The following is a 17,087-nucleotide window of genomic DNA, read 5'->3' as shown; positions in this document are numbered from 1 at the left end:
TTATAGGCTTACTTACTATATAAAAAATCAAAATTATATTTTTTTGAAAAATAGCAACCATATAAAAAGATGGAGCGTTTTAAAAATAGAGAGACTTTATTGTTGCTTAAATTAAGAATACAAACTAATAGACTATGAAAGCTTGGAAATTATTATTAATTGTCGGAATTATCTCCTGTTGGTGGGGATCAAAAGCATTAGCACACTCTGTTCAGGTTGGCTATTGTTTTAATTGTAATGGAGACTTACGAATATGGGTAGAGCATTGGCATGGAGCAGAGGATCCAAGTACAACGACTATGACATTGTCTGTAACGGTAGCAGGGAATACTACAAATCATACAGGATCGCCAACGAGTTCTGTAATGAATACACCGAGACAAAATTTACCAGGCTGTACCAATCCAATCACTATATTTGCATCTTGTCCTGGGCAGGCAAACACGTATAATGATTGGGTAGCTTATGACTTTCCTTCCATGCCTGCTAACGTACCTATTACTATTACGATTCTTTCTGGAAATACTGTTTTTACTGAAGATGGATGTGGTATGTACCCCGCTTCTACTGGTGTTATTATTATTCCAGATCCACCTTCTTATCCAGATGTGATTAGCTGTGGAGGTCCTGGATATACTGTTCCTGCAGTAACAGCTCCAGTTGACAATCATTGGGTAAATAGTAATCCTGGAATTGGTTTGCCAGCTAGTGGAAATGGGAATATTCCTGCATTTACTCCACCTGCAAGCAATTTAACGCAAACTGCAACTATTACTATGTCCAATTCTTGTGGAACGACAACCTTCCAAATTATTATTAGACCCGCACCAACCGCTGCTTTTACAGCACCAGGGATGAATGGTAGTTCAATTTGTTTTGATGCACAACCCGTCGTCGTCACGGATAATTCTTCAGCAACCCCTGGCGAGAGTATAGTCAGCTGGGCCTGGGATTTAGGAGATGGAACAACTTCTTCGAGCGGATCTGGTCTTACACATAGTTATGCAAGTCCAGGAACATATACCGTATCGCTAACAGTTACATCTTCCAATGGTTGTGATAACGTCTTGACAGGTCCTATACAAATATCTCCTATGCCGGTTGCAGATTTTACTACTGCTTCGGTATGTTCGGGAACCCCCGTTGGAGTTACCGATCAATCTACCATCAATAACGTCGATGGAAACGTGATTTCTTCTTGGAATTGGGATTATGGCAATGGTCAGACAGCTACTGGACAAACCCCTTCCTCAAACCCATCTTACCCTGCCGAAGGTGCTTTTAATATTTCTTTGACAGTTACATCTAACAATGGTTGTTCAAATTCTGTAAATCATGATGTGATGATTTATCCATTGCCGGTTGTGAATTTCACACCAACAACTGTTTGCTTGAATTTCCCGACTAACTTTACGGATTTATCCACTGTTAGTAATGCCTATACAACCAATTCGAATGTCCAGTGGGATTGGGATTTTGATGATGGAACTACATCTACTCTACAGAATCCAGCTCATACTTATACTTCAGCAGGTGTCTATAATACAACTTTGTTAGTTACTTCAAACAATGGATGTTCAAATCAAGCAACTTTGGCTGTTACAGTTTATGATTTGCCTGTAGCTAGTTTTACACAAGTAAATGCATGTGATAATGAGCCAATTGTTATGACAAGTACTGCTACTTCTCCTGCAGGTGGATTTAATGCTTATTATTGGGATTATGATGTGAATAACGTAGTAGATTATACAGGTAATCCTGCGAGTTATGTATTTCCAAATGATGGTTTTAAAACTGTACGTCATATCGTAGAAGATTTACATGGTTGTAGAGATACGGTTGAACAACAAATTACCGTATATGCACTTCCTCATGCAAATTTTACATCAACCTCTGTATGTGAAGACGCAACGACTGCTTTTACGAATACTTCAAGTATCAATCCAGTAGATAATGATAATGTAACCACGTATGCTTGGAGTTTCGGCAACGGAAATACATCCAATCAACAAAATCCAACTCATGCGTATGGGACAGAAAATGTTTATAACGCAAAATTGGTTATAACTACCAACTATGGATGTAAAGATTCAATTTCTCACCCTGTAGAAGTGTATCCTTTGCCAGATGTGAGTTTTACTCCAACAGATGTGTGTTTGAATTTTGTGACTCAATTCCAAGATCAGACAACAGTAAGCAATGCGCATACAACAAATTCAAAAGTAGCTTGGGCATGGGATTTTGCGGATGGAACCACATCTACTCTACAAAATCCGACTCACACCTACGGTGCGGATGGAACGTATAATTCCATATTGACTGTTACAACCAATCATGGATGCGTAAGTAGCAAGACCATTGTGGTTACAGTACATCCGCTTCCTGTGGTTAGTTTTGTTGGACAAAATTTAGAAGGTTGTGCTCCAGTTTGCCCTACAATAACATCTACTTCTACCATAAATTCTCCATCCACATTAGATCAATTTATTTGGACGCTTTCAGATGGTAGAACTTATACAGGAAGTTCATTTATGGATTGTTATGATAATCTAACAGGAAATGATATAACCTATGGTTTAAACCTTAAAGTTATTTCTAATATGGGGTGTGTGAGTGATTATACTGCAAATAATTATATCACAGTATATCATAATCCTATAGCTGATTTCTTTATGACTCCGGAAGACCCGAATGTAATGGACCCAGAAGTTTTCTTTCACAACACAAGTTTATATGCAGATTCTTACTTATGGAATATAGGATACTATGCGCCCACTATGGATGTGAATCCAACAATTACATTTCCATTTGAACCTAGAAAATACCCTGTTGAATTAATAGCTTATACCAACATGGGATGTACTGATACTATTAGGGGAATTGTAAATATATCCGATCGAGTAATATTCTATGTGCCAAATACATTTACACCTGATCATGATGATTTTAATGAAGTGTTTACTCCTAAATTCGCAAATGGTTTTGACCCTCAAACATATACCTTATATATTTTTAATAGATGGGGAGAATTACTTTTTGAATCACATAATGTAGATAAAGGTTGGGATGGAACGTATGGAGTTGATTCTAAGAAGTTGGTGAGAGATGGAACTTACCTTTGGAAAATCGAGTTTAAAGAAACCATGACAGATAAGCATCATACATATACTGGTCATGTGAATATAATTAGATAGTAAAAAAAAACGTTGGAATAAAAAATGAATTATGTAAACCACTATTGCTGCAAGAGCTTGCTTCTTGCAGCAATGCTATTTTTATCTAATAGCACTACTTTAAATGCACAATTGGAAGGTGCTCATTGGTATTTTGGTTCTTATGCTGGACTAGATTTCACGTCAGGATCTCCTGTTCCGGCTTATGATGGAAAACTTATAACAGGTGAGGGATGTTCTAGTGTTTCGGATAGGCAAGGAAATCTCCTTTTTTATACGGATGGAATGACTGTCTATGATAGAAACCATAATGTAATGCCTAATGGAATGGGATTGTTAGGACATTCTAGTTCTGCGATGTCTTCTGTTGTTTGCCCTAAACCTGGAACTTGGATTGCAAGCGCAGGAAGTTATGGGGCTTATATCATCTGCACAATTGATTATGAAGGAGGACCAAATGGAGTGCGTTGGTCAGAAGTTGATATGTCTTTAAATGGGGGTTTTGGGGATATTGTAGTAGCGACTAAAAACACACATCTTATTGATACAAGAACAGTAGAGGCTGCCAACTTTGCCGTTCATGATAATGGTTGTGATTATTGGTTAATTACTAAAGAACAAAATAATGCTGTTTGGAAGGTGTTTCCAGTAACATCCGCAGGGGTTGGAGCAACTCCTGTTGTTAGTACTGTTGGGAGTATTACCCCTCCAACGTATGGATATATCAAAGCTTCTCCGAATAGTGAGTTGATTTCTATGGTAAATCATTATACAGGGCTTCAAGTATTTAATTTTAATAGAACTACGGGGCAATTAACTAGTAAATATTCAGATCAAACCTTAGGAGTAGGGCATTATTCACTTGAATATTCTCCTAATGGGAGGTTTATATATTTTGTTCGTTTAAGTGATCCCAATATATATCAATTAGATTTGAATGCAACTAATCAAACTGATTTTATAAATTCTCGAGTAATTATAGGTGCTACCGCAAACACGAATCATAACTATAGATTAGGAGCTTTACAATTGGCACCAAACGGAAAAATATATTTAGCTTTAATTTCAACAACCTACTTAGGGGTTATAGACCAGCCTAATTTGAATGGAATTGCAGCAAATTATATAGATTATGCAGTGAATATTGGAGGAGTTAATATTCATAATGGATTGAATACATCTGTTATTTTAGGGCTTCCTTCATTTCCGAATTTCTTTCTAAAAGAGCCAAAAGAAATAATGTTCTCTCAATTATGTAATTCTTTTGATGCTCATTTTAATTTATCTAATTATGATGATTTATATGGTCAGTCATGGTTTGTTACAACAAGTGGAAATCCATTTTCAAGTACACCAAATTCTTTAAATGACAATTTTTTTGAAAATCTTTCACCAGGTTCGTATGATGTGAAAGTGTTGTTAGATTATAATTGCTTTACAGATAGTGTTCAGGGAACTTTCGTTATTCAAAATTATGATACAGTTAACTTAGGCATCGATCGATGTTATGAAGATAATATTGTATTAAATGCCGGAAATATTTTTGATTTCTACGAATGGCAAGATGGTTCTACTAATCAGACTTTCCAAGTTAATCAACCGGGAGTGTATTCTTGTACTGTTGGTAAATTAGGAGATAATTTGATTTTTAATGGTGATTTTGAATTGGGGAATACCGGGTTTACAACTCAATATTATAATCCACCTGGAGATGCTTGTACAGGACAAGGAACCTATTTAGTTAATACCTATAGCTCCAATGGTTGGTTTGCAGGATGTGGAGATCATACAAGTGGAAGTGGAAATATGATGATTATTGATGCTGATTGTCTTACTGGACAAACAGGAAGCGTTGGTTATAAATTTTGGTGTCAGACCGTTCCGATTCTGCCCAATACAGATTATTATTTTTCAGCTTTTATAGCAGATGCAGGAATAGGTGGTGTTCCTCCGAATGTAACTTTAGAAATTAATGGAGTTAATTTAACAACACTTAATGTTACTTCGCCTGGATGTGTTTATGAAGAATTAGCGTATATCTGGAATTCAGGAACTAATTCCACCGCTGATATCTGTTTACGCGAATATACAGGTGCGTGTGGTGGTCATGACTTCATAGTAGATGATATATCTTTCTATACTATTTGTTACAGTACGGATCAAGTAGAAATATTTGCATTACCTGTCGCCGATTTTAATTTTGTAAATGCTTGTGATAATAGTCCTATAACTATGAATACTACTGCAACAACCTCTGCAAATGGATTTACTAATTATGGATGGGATTTTAATGCAGATGGAGTTATTGAACAGATGGGTAACACGGTATCACATATATTCCCTAATGATGGTTTCTATGTAGTAAATCACATGGTTGAAGATGCGAATGGATGTAAAGATACAGTTTCACATCAGGTTACAGTATATGCTTTGCCTCTTACTGATTTTTCTGCAACTCAAGTATGTGAAGATGAGTCAACTGAATTTACAGATTTATCCACAATTACTCCTGTAGATGGAGATTATATTACAAATTATGCGTGGAGTTTTGGAAATAATACCCAATCTAATCTACAAAATCCAATAATATCTTATGGGGTTGAGGGTATTTATAATACACAATTAATTGTAACAACAAATTATGGCTGTAAAGATACTATGATAAAATCTGTTGAAGTTTATCCTCTTCCTGAAGTTGATTTTTCTTTTTCAGATGGGTGTTTGAATTTGGAAACGGTTTTTACAAATAATTTGTCTATTAGTAATGCGAATACAATAAATTCTATTGCACAATGGAATTGGGACTTTGGTGATGGATCATTTTCTACCGAAGAAAACCCAACTTATTTGTATAATCAGGACGGAGTATTCAACGTTGTCCTAACAATTATTTCAAATCGTGGTTGTGAGAATTCTATCAATAAATCCGTTACAATATATCCATTACCTCATGCAGATTTCATTGGGTTAAATTTAGAAGGATGCTCACCATTTTGTTCGGAAATTAGTTCAATATCTACGGTAAGTGGGAACTCACAGGTAACTAATTATTATTGGGAAATTAGCGATGGAAGTTATTATCAAAATGCAAGTCCCTCTATTGGTGATTGTTTTGAAAATAATAGTGGACAAGATCAATATTTTGATGTAACACTTATTGTTACAACAGATCATGGGTGTAAAGATACAATGATAAAGAATCAGTATGTTTCTGTTTATCATAATCCGATAGTTGATTTTTACTTCTTACCGGAAGAACCAACTGTATTAGATCCAGTTGTTTCCTTCTTGAATACTTCTATCTATAGTAATGACTTTACTTGGTTTTATGATTCAAGTACAACAAATGATATTAGTTTCACACATGAGTTTCCACCTTTACCTGAAACATATATTATTACACTGATAGCAAAGACAAATAATGATTGTGTTGATACAATTAGAAAATTGATTACAATCAAAGATGAATTAATTCTATATATTCCCAATACATTCACACCAGATGGTAATGTGTACAATGAAGTTTTTCACCCTATTTTTACAAGTGGATTTGAGGCTTCTGACTATAATTTGTTGATTTTTAATCGATGGGGAGAGTTAGTTTTTGAGACTAATGACGTTCATGAAGGATGGGATGGCCGTATAAGAGGATTAGGAAAAGAAGCACCAGAAGGTACGTACGTGTGGAAGGTAGAATTCATGGAAACAATGTCAGATAAACGTAATATCTTTACTGGTCATGTAAATTTAATTAGATAGCTAAAAAAAAACGTTGATTATAGTATTGTTGCGCCACAGTTTTCACGATTGTTGTCAAATTTGCATAGAAACCAAAGAGTTTTAGAACTTATATTTTTGTAATGTCATAATCTATTTAGAGTCTTTGGCACTATAAAACGAGGTTATTAATTCCCATAATTGCCCTGTTAACTTTTCTATAAAAAAATAAATTTAAAAGGCAACTTTATTAGAATAAGACTCGTCTAGCTAATAATTAAGTATCTTTGCAAGATATTAAAAAAAATAAAACCATGAAGTTATTGAAAATCACTTTTTTATCCATGTTAATATCTGTGTTGAGCATGCTGTCCTTTGCTCAAACATCACCCAAAAATATGACTTCACAGGAGATTAATCAAAAAGTTGATTTACAACTCAAAGAGGTTTTTGGAGAATATTACTCCATGTATATCGAGGGTAAACCAGATCAACTAGAATTTTATAGTAATTTCTATAAACGATGTGAGTATTTATCTATAGATAATGCCCCTGAAGGGATTGATAATATTTCTATTTTAGAACTTTTGGAAAAATATAACCCAAATGTGATTGTGCATGATAATATTTCTGTTTTTGATGAAACAAAATTCAATATTCTTAAATACCGTTTTGACTATTATAATAATACAGATCGCTATTTTAGAATTTACAATACAAATGTGGTTCTAAAAATTAATAAATTATAAACTTATTAAGTTGATTAAATAGATGTATATGATATTTATGAGAAATATAGGAAAAATTATTGCTGGATCAGCTGTATTATTATGGATGTCTGCTATAGTAAGTGCACAGACCCCTATAACCATGACGAATGGAGGGAACAACTCTACTTGTGATGCTACATTCTACGATATAGGTGGTACAGGGAATTATCCTGCTCCTTCTTCTAATGGACAAACAGTTGTTCATACGATTTGTAACTCGGGTACTGGTCCAATTTGGGCTGTGTTTACACAGTTTAACTTATGGAAAAACAGCTGTGTATGGGGAGCCTCTATTGATAAATTAAAAATATATAATGGACCGAGCACAGCTTCTCCTTTAATTGGAACTTTTACTGGAACAGATTTAAATTCGGCAGGAAGTATCATAGAAGGATCATCAGGGTGTTTAACATTTGAGTTTATACGAGAAAATAAAGGAGGATTGGGTTGTTCTAGTAACCCTGGAGGAATTGGCTGGACAGCTAACATCACTTGTACAGAGCCACCAACACCTGAAACAGGAGATAATTGTTTTGAGGCTGTTCCTTTTTGCTCAGATCAAAGTTATTTCTTTCCAAATAATTTTGGAAACTCTAATGATGCTCCATCAGGCCCAAATTATGGATGTTTATATTCTCAACCTAATGCAATCTGGTATTACTTAAAGATTGCACAATCTGGACCTATCCAGTTGGGATTGTCACAAACCAATACAGGAGGATCAGGAATTGATATTGACTTTGCGATGTGGGGGCCATTTAATAATTTATCTGTTGGTTGTAACACAGTAATGGGAGGTGCATCTCCTCTACAATGTAGTTATTCTGCATCTGCTACTGAAACGATTGGTATAGGAATGACTGGAGGATATAGCACAGGACAAAGCACTCCACCCATGGCTCAAGCGGGTGAATATTATATAGTTGTCATGACTAACTATAATGGGGCTCAAGGAAATATTAGCTTAAACCAAACCGCAGGTACGGGATCGACTGACTGCTCTATTTTAGTGCCATGTGACATTACCTCATTGACAGCTACCCCATCTTCTTGCGATGACCAAACAAATACTTTTTCAGTAACTGGAACAGTCGAATTTTCTGACCAACCAACAACTGGTAACTTAATCATTGAAGATTGTAATGGGAATTCAGTAAGTATTCCTGCACCATTTGTGAGTCCAATATCATACACGATTCCGAATATTCCAACAAACGGACAGACTTGCGAAATTACAGCTTACTTCTCTGATGAACCATTGTGTAAGAAAATATCAGCTTCTTATACAAACCCTTCCAACTGTTCATGTGTGCCTCCTGTATTAACGATTAATCCAATCAATGTATGTAGTGCAACAGGAGTTGATTTAAATAGTGCAATTGGAACTCCTTCCGATCCATCTACGAATACTTTCTATAACTCTCAAGCAGATGCGGATGCTGCAACTAATGCAATTAGCAATCTTGTTAATGCATCAGGAACATATTGGGTAAGGGCTGCAAAAACTAATGACCCTACTTGTTATAGCACTTACCAAATTACAGTAAATGTTACTACATTAACTTATACTGGTACAACCACAGATGAGATTTGTGGAGCAAGTGATGGTACTATTTCATTAACATTAAATGGAGGAGTAGCTCCTATCACTTATTCAACTAATAATGGAGGAACCTTCCAATCTAGTGGTAACTTTACTGGACTTACTTCTGGAACATATAATATCGTGATTAAGGATGGTTCAGGTTGTCAAATTACAGGAACTGAAACTGTAGGAAGTATTGGTGGTCCAACTATTACACAGGTCACACCACAAAACCCTTCTTGTAATGGTGTTTGTGACGGAGAACTTGCAGTAACTGCAACAGGAGGTACGTTACCATATACATATACATGGAAGAAAAATGGAAACGCGGTTGGCTCAACAGATCAAATCACAGGATTGTGTGATGGTACATATTCTATTGAAGTAGCTGATGCTAATAACTGTATGGCAACTCAAAATAATATTGTGTTGACAGAACCAGCTCCTGTTTTTGTTCAAGCACCTGATGATATAGTGATTTGCCAAGGATTACCAGTAACTCTAACTGCAAATGCACCTTCAGGAGCACAAATTGTTTGGGATAATGGAGTAACGAACACAGTACCATTTGTTCCTGCGAATGTGGGTAATACTACCTATACCGTAATAGCTACTGTTGGAAGTTGTAGTGCAACAGATCAAGTGGATGTTAGAGTGATTTCAACTCCTACTCCTGATTTTGATGCAAATAAATTCCAGGGTTGTAAACCATTGGCAGTAACATTTGTGAATAATACTACGACTCCTACAGGAAGCGATTGTACTTGGGCATTTGGTGATGGTCAAACTAGCAATGTTTGTGGAGATGTAACCCACAATTATTTAACCAGTGGCACTTATACAGTTACACTTACTATTAAAACACCAGAAGGCTGCGAGGGTAAAACAACTAAATTAGATTATATCCATGTGATTCCTAGCCCAATCGCTGATTTCCAAGTTACCCCTATGGTAACTAGTATTAGTGATCCAGAGGTGTATTTTGTGAATCAATCCAAATTTGGAACACAATATGCTTGGTATTTTGGAGATGAGTCTCCTGTTGATACAACAGAACATCCAATGCATATTTATCCAAATGATGAACCAGGAGATTATATTGTAACTTTGATTGTATCAAGTGATCAAAATTGTCAAGATACTATGAGAGCAGTAATTAGAATCCAAGATATCTTGATATATTATATTCCAAATACATTTACTCCTGATCATGATGGATTTAATGATACATTTAAACCCGTATTTACTTCAGGATTTGACCCAATGATGTACACATTGACTATCTATAACCGTTGGGGTGAGGTCCTATTTGAGTCTCATGATACAAATATAGGCTGGGATGGAACCTATGGAGGAAAAGTTGAACTTGATGGCACCTATTTATGGAAAGTGGATTATAAAGAAACGATGTCAGATAAGCATTACACCAAAATGGGACATGTGAATTTGTTAAGATAATTTTTTAAGTTTATATGATAAGGAGAGGGGAGACCCTCTCTTTTTTGTTTTATAAGTATAATATCTTTAGCAAGAATTAGTACCTTGCACTCAAAAATCTATTTATGAAAAAAATTAATATACTTCTTTTGGCTTCCTCAGTTTTATTGTTTGGATGTCAGGGAGAAAAGAATTCAAAGAATGATAAGATGAAAGATGAATTAGCTTCTAACCCGCTTGTGCAAGAAAGTGCATTACCATATTCTGCACCTGATTTCTCTAAAATTAAGACAGAGCATTTTAAGCCTGCTATCATAGAGGGTATTCGTGTTAAAAAAGAAATTGTTAATGCAATAGCAAATTCTATCGAAGTGCCTACTTTTGAGAATACAATTATCGCATTGGAACAAAGTGGAAATCAATTGTCAAAAGCAACTAGTGTGTTTTATGCGCTATCATCCGCTCATACAAATGATACATTGCAAGCATTAGAGGAGGAATTTGCACCTCTCATGGCTGCGCTAGAAGATGAAATGTATTTGAATTCAAAGTTATTTGAAAGAATAGAAGCTCTTTATGATCAGAAAGAAGATCTGAAGTTAGATGCTGAAGATTTAAAATTATTAGAAGAGTATTATACTGATTTTGTGATAGCAGGGGCTAAACTAGAGGGAAAAGAAAAAGATCAATTAAAAGAAATTAATTCTCAATTGGCAACCTTGACAACTCAATTTGGGAAAAAGGTTTTAAAGGCTATGAAAGATGGTGCGCTAGTTATTGATAAAAATGATGTAGCACAATTAGACGGACTAAGTGATTCTTATTTAAATTCCATTAAAACTGAAGATGGGAATTATAAGATTCCAATGAATAACTATACGCAGCAAGATGTACTCCAGTTATTGAATAATCGAGAAATGCGTAAAAAAGTGTTTGAAAATGCATGGATGAGAGCTGATGGTACTGCGTTTGACACCAAAGACTTAGTTGCTGATATCGTGAATTTACGAGCTAAAAAAGCACAACTGTTAGGCTTTGATAACTATGCAGATTGGAGTTTGCAAAAAACGATGGCGGGCAATAGTCAGAATGTCCGCACTTTCTTTGATGGCCTCATCCCTGCCGCAATGGATAAAGCTGCTAAAGAAAGCAAAGTAATTGAAGATATGATGCATAGTAAAGGCGTTCAAGGAAATTTAGAAGCATGGGATTGGAATTATTATGCAGAATTAGTCCGAAAGAGAGATTACGATTTAAATGAAGAAGAAATTAAGCCTTACTTCGATATGATGTCTGTTCTACAGAATGGAGTGTTCTATGCTGCCAACAAGTTGTATGGTATTACCTTTAAAGAAAGAAAAGATATTCCGGTATATCATGAGGATGTGTTAGTGTATGAATTATTTGAGGAAGATGGAACGGAATTAGGTTTGTTTTATGTTGATTACTTTGAGCGAGACAGTAAAAGTGGAGGTGCATGGATGGGGAATTTTATTGAGCAATCTTATCTCAATAAAACAAAACCTGTGATTTATAACGTATGCAATTTTCCAAAACCTGCTAAAGGAGAACCAGCTTTACTGTCATTTGATAATGTAATTACTATGTTCCACGAATTTGGTCATGCATTACATGGTTTCTTTGCATCGCAGAAATATGAGAGTATATCTGGTACAAATACCGCACGAGATTTTGTAGAGTTTCCATCTCAGTTTAATGAAAATTGGGCTACTTATCCAGAAGTGTTTAAGAATTATGCAAAACACTACCAAACAGGTGAACCTATGCCACAAGAATTGTTGGATAAGATTGAAGCTTCACAGACGTTTAATCAAGGGTATTCACTATCTGAAAATATTACAGCAGCTAATTTAGATATGGCTTGGCATATGATTCCAGCTTCAAAAATAATTACTAAGGATGATGTGTCCACTTTTGAGAATGAGGCTATCCTAAAAGTCGGATTAGGGAAAGTCAATGCAGTTAAGGTTCGTTATAGATCTACCTATTTTGCTCATATTTTTAGTGGTGGATATGGAGCTGGATATTATGCGTATTCCTGGACAGAAATGTTAGATCACGATGCTTATGGCTGGTTTGTTGAGAACGGAGGTATGACGCGTGCTAATGGTCAACGTTTAAGAGAGATGATTCTTTCTAAAGGTAATACACAATCCTATGAAGAAATGTATGAACGCTGGAGAGGAAAAGCTCCTTCTCCTGAGTTTCTGCTAAAAGCAAGAGGATTGAAATAAAAAAAAAATAGGACTTCCCAACTCCCCCTTTGGAGGGGGCTGGGGGGAGGACCCTGTAAAATAATGATGGGGACTTCCTTACCCAAACAAATTTGTAACCTTTCCCAGTTAACTTTAGAGAGGCTGACCTATTTTTTTATACATAATGGATGTATTAAACTAATCCTTGACCCAACTAAGCTGCTGGAGTTTTACTTTCATGCGTGCAAAGCCAAAGGAAATTACCACATCCTTTCCTTTTATTTCTTCTACTTCTCCCACTTGCTTGGTGGAGATGAGTTTAACTTTACTTCCTACTTTAATTCTGTCTTGAGCATATGATTCCTCTTGTTTAGTAGGTGCTTTATTAGAACGCTTCTCTTTGTTTTTTAAGCGAATTTCATTCTTTACAGATTCTATTTTTGCTTTTTCTACGGCTATAAATTTTTTAACCTCTTCTAATAAAGCTTGATTTACATCCTTCTTGCGAGAACGTGCGGTATATGCATCTATGAATTGTTGCATCTTTTTGCCAAGATTTACAAATTTATTAGCCTCTTCTGCATTCTTTCGTAATTGTGCTAATTTCTCTTCGTATTTATCTCGTGATTGTTCGTAGAATTCTCTTCTTTCTTCTGCTTTAAATTGTGAGGTGATATGCTCTTGGGTTAACCGTGTTAAGTACGATTTCTCTTTCTGCAATTCGTGCAGTAATTGGTCAAATTTAACCTTCTTTTTATCTAATTTAGTCTTTGCTTTAGCTATTAAATCTTTAGAAATTCCATTTATTTGTGCAACTTCAAAAGTGAAGGAACTTCCAGGTTGACCAATAGATAGTTTAAAAAGTGGCTGTAGGTTTTCCGTATTAAACAACATAGATCCATTCGTAGCTTCTGGTAATTCATCTGCCTTGAATTTGATATTATTGTAGTGTGTTGTAATAACACTAAAACAGCCCTTATGATAAAGTGTTTCAAAAAACACTTCAGCTAATGCACCACCTAGTTCAGGATCAGAACCTGTTCCAAATTCATCCATCAACAAAAGGGTTTTATTATTGGAAACATTTAGAAAATGTTTCATTCTTTTCAAGCGATAAGAATACGTGCTCAATTCATCTGCAATTGATTGGTTGTCTCCAATATCCGTAAGCAAAATATCAAAAAGACACATCTTGCTATTTGGATGAACAGAAACTAATAATCCACATTGTAGCATCAGTTGAAGTATTCCTACAGTTTTGAGTGTGATACTTTTCCCTCCTGCATTAGGACCTGAAATAACAAGCATTCTAGCTCCTTTATGCATTGCAATATGTTGTGGAATTGTTTCTTTCTTAATAAGATCGTTGTTGAGTCTTAATAGGGGGTGGTAAGCATCAATTAAATCCATCCTTTGTTCTTTCAGAATAGCCGGTAAATTGGCCTTCATAAGTAAAGCAAGGCGACTTTTTGCATGGATAAAATCCAGTTTAGTGAGCACGTGCTGATATTCTTTAATCAATGGAAGGTGGTTCGATAATTTCTTGGTTAATTGTTGAAGAATAATAAATATTTCCTTCTGTTCATCATCCTTTAATTGCTCTAATTCTTTATTATGTGGTAGCACCTCTCCCGGTTCAATAAACGTAATATTTCCAGTTTTTGAATTCCCTAAAATACGTCCGTTTACTTCCTTCTTATAGGATGAGATTACTGCTAATACACGGCGTTCGTCTATAAAACTCTCCTTAATTTCATTAAGCACTCCTTTCTTTAAGTATTTACGTACACATCTGTCAAAACTTGTATTGATTTGTTTGTGAACGTGTGTTAAGTTTTGACGTATTTCAAATAAAGTAGGTGAGGCCTTATCACGTATCTGATTGTGTAAATCAAATACTTCATCTATAAGTTGTATGATTTCTTTTGTAATCTTAACGTTTGTAAATAATTCTTTGAGTTGGGGATAGTTGTTAGCGTGTTTCTCAAGGAAATGTAAGATATCATTGCTCATGCCAGATGCTAAGCGAATTTTGCTAAAACTTGCTTCAGGTAAACTGGCATTTTTGATAGATAATAAACGGATTTCTTTTTCTAGTTCTTCAAACTCTAGTTGTGGGAAAGGAAGTCCTATCCTCTTTATTTGAGTTAATTCATTTGTTTGATTCAGAAACTTAAGCAATTCATCACGCTTGCCAACTGGTTTTAGCTGCAGAGCTAATTTCTTGGCAGTAGGACCTATACAAAATTCTTCTAACAAAGATTGAACTTTGTCAAAACTTAAATCCTGATATGTTTGTCGATCGCATGTTAACATGTGTTTGCAAAGCTAAGAAATCATTACATTTGTGCTATGAAAAAAATCATAGGTTTACTTGCGGGATTTCTGGTGTTAAGTCTTTTTGTTGGACTTACTTGGGTTTTATATCGTCATTTCGGATCCACACCGATAGTGATTCTGAATGTGTTTATCGTGATGATTGGGCTATTGCTTGCTATGTTGGTTTTTACGCGTATCTCAAAATTTCAAGTTAATCAGAAGAGAAAGGACAACATCCTGCATTATCCGTCAATAGAATTAGGAAAAATATTAGTAAAACCAGCAGATTTCTGCATGAAATTAGAATCCTTGAGAGGAAATATCTATTTAATTTCTACAGATAAAATTATTCAATCTATCCAATTAAAGAATGGTGAATATAATAAAATCAAAGATGAATTAACACTTCATTTTTCAGATGGTGTTAAAACAAAATTTAGAGGTGTTAAACATATAAGTGTAGGGGATTATCAATTTATGGTGTATGATTTTGAGGAAATGCTGCATACAGATGGGAAGAAAGACTATTATTTTATTTTAGAAGGTAGAAACCTAAGTGAAAAGCAAGGAAGTAATACTATACAGCATCGTATTCCTAGAGGAAAACCGATTTACCTTTTTGATTGGAGAAAGAATTAAAAGATACCTATAAATCGTATTTTTTTCCTATCTTTGCACCTTCAATTAAAGCAGTTCATGTCAGATAATCGTTATAATCAAAGAGGAGTTTCCGCGGGAAAGGAGGACGTACACAATGCTATTGCAAATATCGATAAAGGTATTTTTCCCAAAGCATTCTGTAAAATTATTCCTGATTTCTTAGCCGGAGATGAAGATTATTGCGTAGTGATGCATGCTGATGGCGCAGGCACTAAATCTTCTTTAGCCTATATGTACTGGAAGGAAACAGGGGATATCTCTGTGTGGAAGGGGATTTCACAAGATGCTTTAATTATGAATGTAGATGATTTACTTTGTGTCGGAGCTACAGATAATATTTTGCTTTCTTCAACTATAGGCAGAAATAAGAATTTGGTTACAGGAGAAGTGATTGCGGCCATTATCAATGGAACGGAAGAATTATTAGCAGAGTTAAGAGAGATGGGAGTTGGAATTTATTCTACAGGAGGCGAAACCGCAGATGTGGGTGATTTAGTGCGTACAATTATAGTGGATTCTACAGTAGTGTGTAGAATGAAACGTTCGGACGTAATTTCCAACCATACTATTCAAGCAGGCGATGTCATTGTAGGGTTATCTTCTTCGGGTCAAGCTTCTTATGAAAAGGAATACAATGGAGGAATGGGCTCAAATGGACTAACATCTGCACGTCATGATGTATTTCATAAGTATCTGAAAGAGAAATACCCAGAAAGTTTTGATGCAAGTATTCCAGAAGAATTAGCATATAGTGGAAATTATCGCTTAACTGATCCTGTTGAAGGAAGTCCGTTAGATGCAGGGAAATTAGTTCTTTCTCCAACCAGAACGTATGCACCTATCATTAAGAAAATTTTAGATAAGCACAGAGCATCTATTCATGGAATGGTACACTGTAGTGGTGGGGCACAAACTAAGGTGCTACATTTTGTGGATAACTTACATATTATTAAAGATAATTTATTCCCAGTTCCACCTTTGTTTAAGGTAATTCATGAAGAATCAGGAACAGATTGGAAAGAAATGTATAAAGTTTTCAATATGGGACATCGTATGGAATTATACGTTCCTGAGTCTATTGCGGAAGATATTATTGCCATCTCAAAATCCTTTCATGTGGATGCTCAAATAGTAGGTAGAGTAGAGGAAAGCGCTCAAAAAAGATTGACTATTCAGTCAGAATTTGGAACATTCGAATATTAGCTAATTT

At 35.2% G+C, this 17,087-nt stretch carries 7 protein-coding genes and 1 pseudogene; 7 read left to right on the top strand and 1 reads right to left on the bottom strand.

Going from position 1 to position 17,087, the window contains the following annotated elements:
- The first annotated feature begins 938 nt into the window (after positions 1–938).
- The 5 genes and pseudogenes from M9897_10680 (at position 939) to M9897_10660 (ending at position 12,937) form a co-directional block, all read left to right on the top strand.
- Positions 939–3,194, top strand: a pseudogene (locus M9897_10680) (PKD domain-containing protein).
- Between the two features lie 24 nt (positions 3,195–3,218).
- Positions 3,219–6,932 carry a PKD domain-containing protein gene (locus M9897_10675; GenBank protein ID MCO5269345.1) on the top strand — a complete coding sequence of 1,238 codons (3,714 nt, stop codon included), beginning with the start codon at positions 3,219–3,221 and terminating at the stop codon, positions 6,930–6,932.
- Positions 6,933–7,204: 272 nt separating this feature from the next.
- Positions 7,205–7,639, top strand: coding sequence for a hypothetical protein (locus M9897_10670; protein ID MCO5269344.1), 435 nt, complete (start codon positions 7,205–7,207; stop codon positions 7,637–7,639).
- A gap of 37 nt (positions 7,640–7,676) precedes the next feature.
- Complete coding sequence (locus M9897_10665) at positions 7,677–10,703, top strand: PKD domain-containing protein (protein MCO5269343.1); 3,027 nt, start codon at positions 7,677–7,679, stop codon at positions 10,701–10,703.
- A gap of 188 nt (positions 10,704–10,891) precedes the next feature.
- A complete protein-coding gene (locus M9897_10660) occupies positions 10,892–12,937 on the top strand; it encodes a M3 family metallopeptidase (GenBank protein MCO5269342.1) in 2,046 nt (681 codons plus the stop codon).
- 159 nt (positions 12,938–13,096) lie between these two features.
- On the opposite strand, the gene M9897_10655 is transcribed toward M9897_10660, so the two are convergent.
- A complete protein-coding gene (locus M9897_10655) occupies positions 13,097–15,214 on the bottom strand; it encodes a DNA mismatch repair protein MutS (protein ID MCO5269341.1) in 2,118 nt (705 codons plus the stop codon).
- Between the two features lie 36 nt (positions 15,215–15,250).
- Between M9897_10655 and M9897_10650 the strand changes: the two genes are divergently transcribed.
- Both M9897_10650 and M9897_10645 read left to right on the top strand, forming a co-directional pair.
- Positions 15,251–15,856: a hypothetical protein gene (locus tag M9897_10650; GenBank protein MCO5269340.1), complete on the top strand. Its 606-nt coding sequence runs from the start codon at positions 15,251–15,253 to the stop codon at positions 15,854–15,856.
- A gap of 57 nt (positions 15,857–15,913) precedes the next feature.
- Entirely contained in the window at positions 15,914–17,080 is a 1,167-nt protein-coding gene (locus M9897_10645; GenBank protein MCO5269339.1) for an AIR synthase-related protein, read from the top strand.
- Positions 17,081–17,087: the final 7 nt, after the last annotated feature.

Source organism: Brumimicrobium sp. (assembly GCA_023957385.1).
In the GTDB taxonomy this organism is placed as follows: Bacteria; Bacteroidota; Bacteroidia; order Flavobacteriales_D; family Crocinitomicaceae; genus Brumimicrobium.
Note: the sequence above shows the minus strand (reverse complement) of the source record. Positions and strands in the feature narration are given on the sequence as shown.